General features: G+C 67.8%; 1 protein-coding gene. It reads right to left on the bottom strand.

What is annotated here, in order from left to right:
- Positions 1-255 (bottom strand): AIR synthase-related protein (locus V2J85_RS41155; RefSeq protein ID WP_330824457.1); only part of this gene is annotated, 255 nt, incomplete at both ends.

The raw sequence follows: 255 nt of genomic DNA, 5'->3' as shown, positions 1-255 counted from the left end.
CGATGAGCAGCTTCTCCTGGAAGGGGTCACCGACCTGGACGGCCGGGCGCTTGGTCGGCTTGCTGTCGTCGAAGGTCTCGGAGGCGAGCACGGAGACGCCGCCGATGCCGTCGCCGCCGGTGCGGGCCCCGTAGAGGATGACCTTGTTGCCGGCGCCGGAGGCCTTGGCCAGGTGGATGTCCTCGTGCTTCATCACACCGATGCAGCCGGCGTTGACCAGCGGATTGCCCTGGTAGCAGGCGTCGAAGACGACCT

This window comes from Streptomyces bugieae (assembly GCF_036352915.1).
Taxonomy (GTDB): Bacteria; Actinomycetota; Actinomycetes; order Streptomycetales; family Streptomycetaceae; genus Streptomyces; species Streptomyces endophytica.
This window is presented reverse-complemented; position numbering and strand designations above follow the sequence as displayed.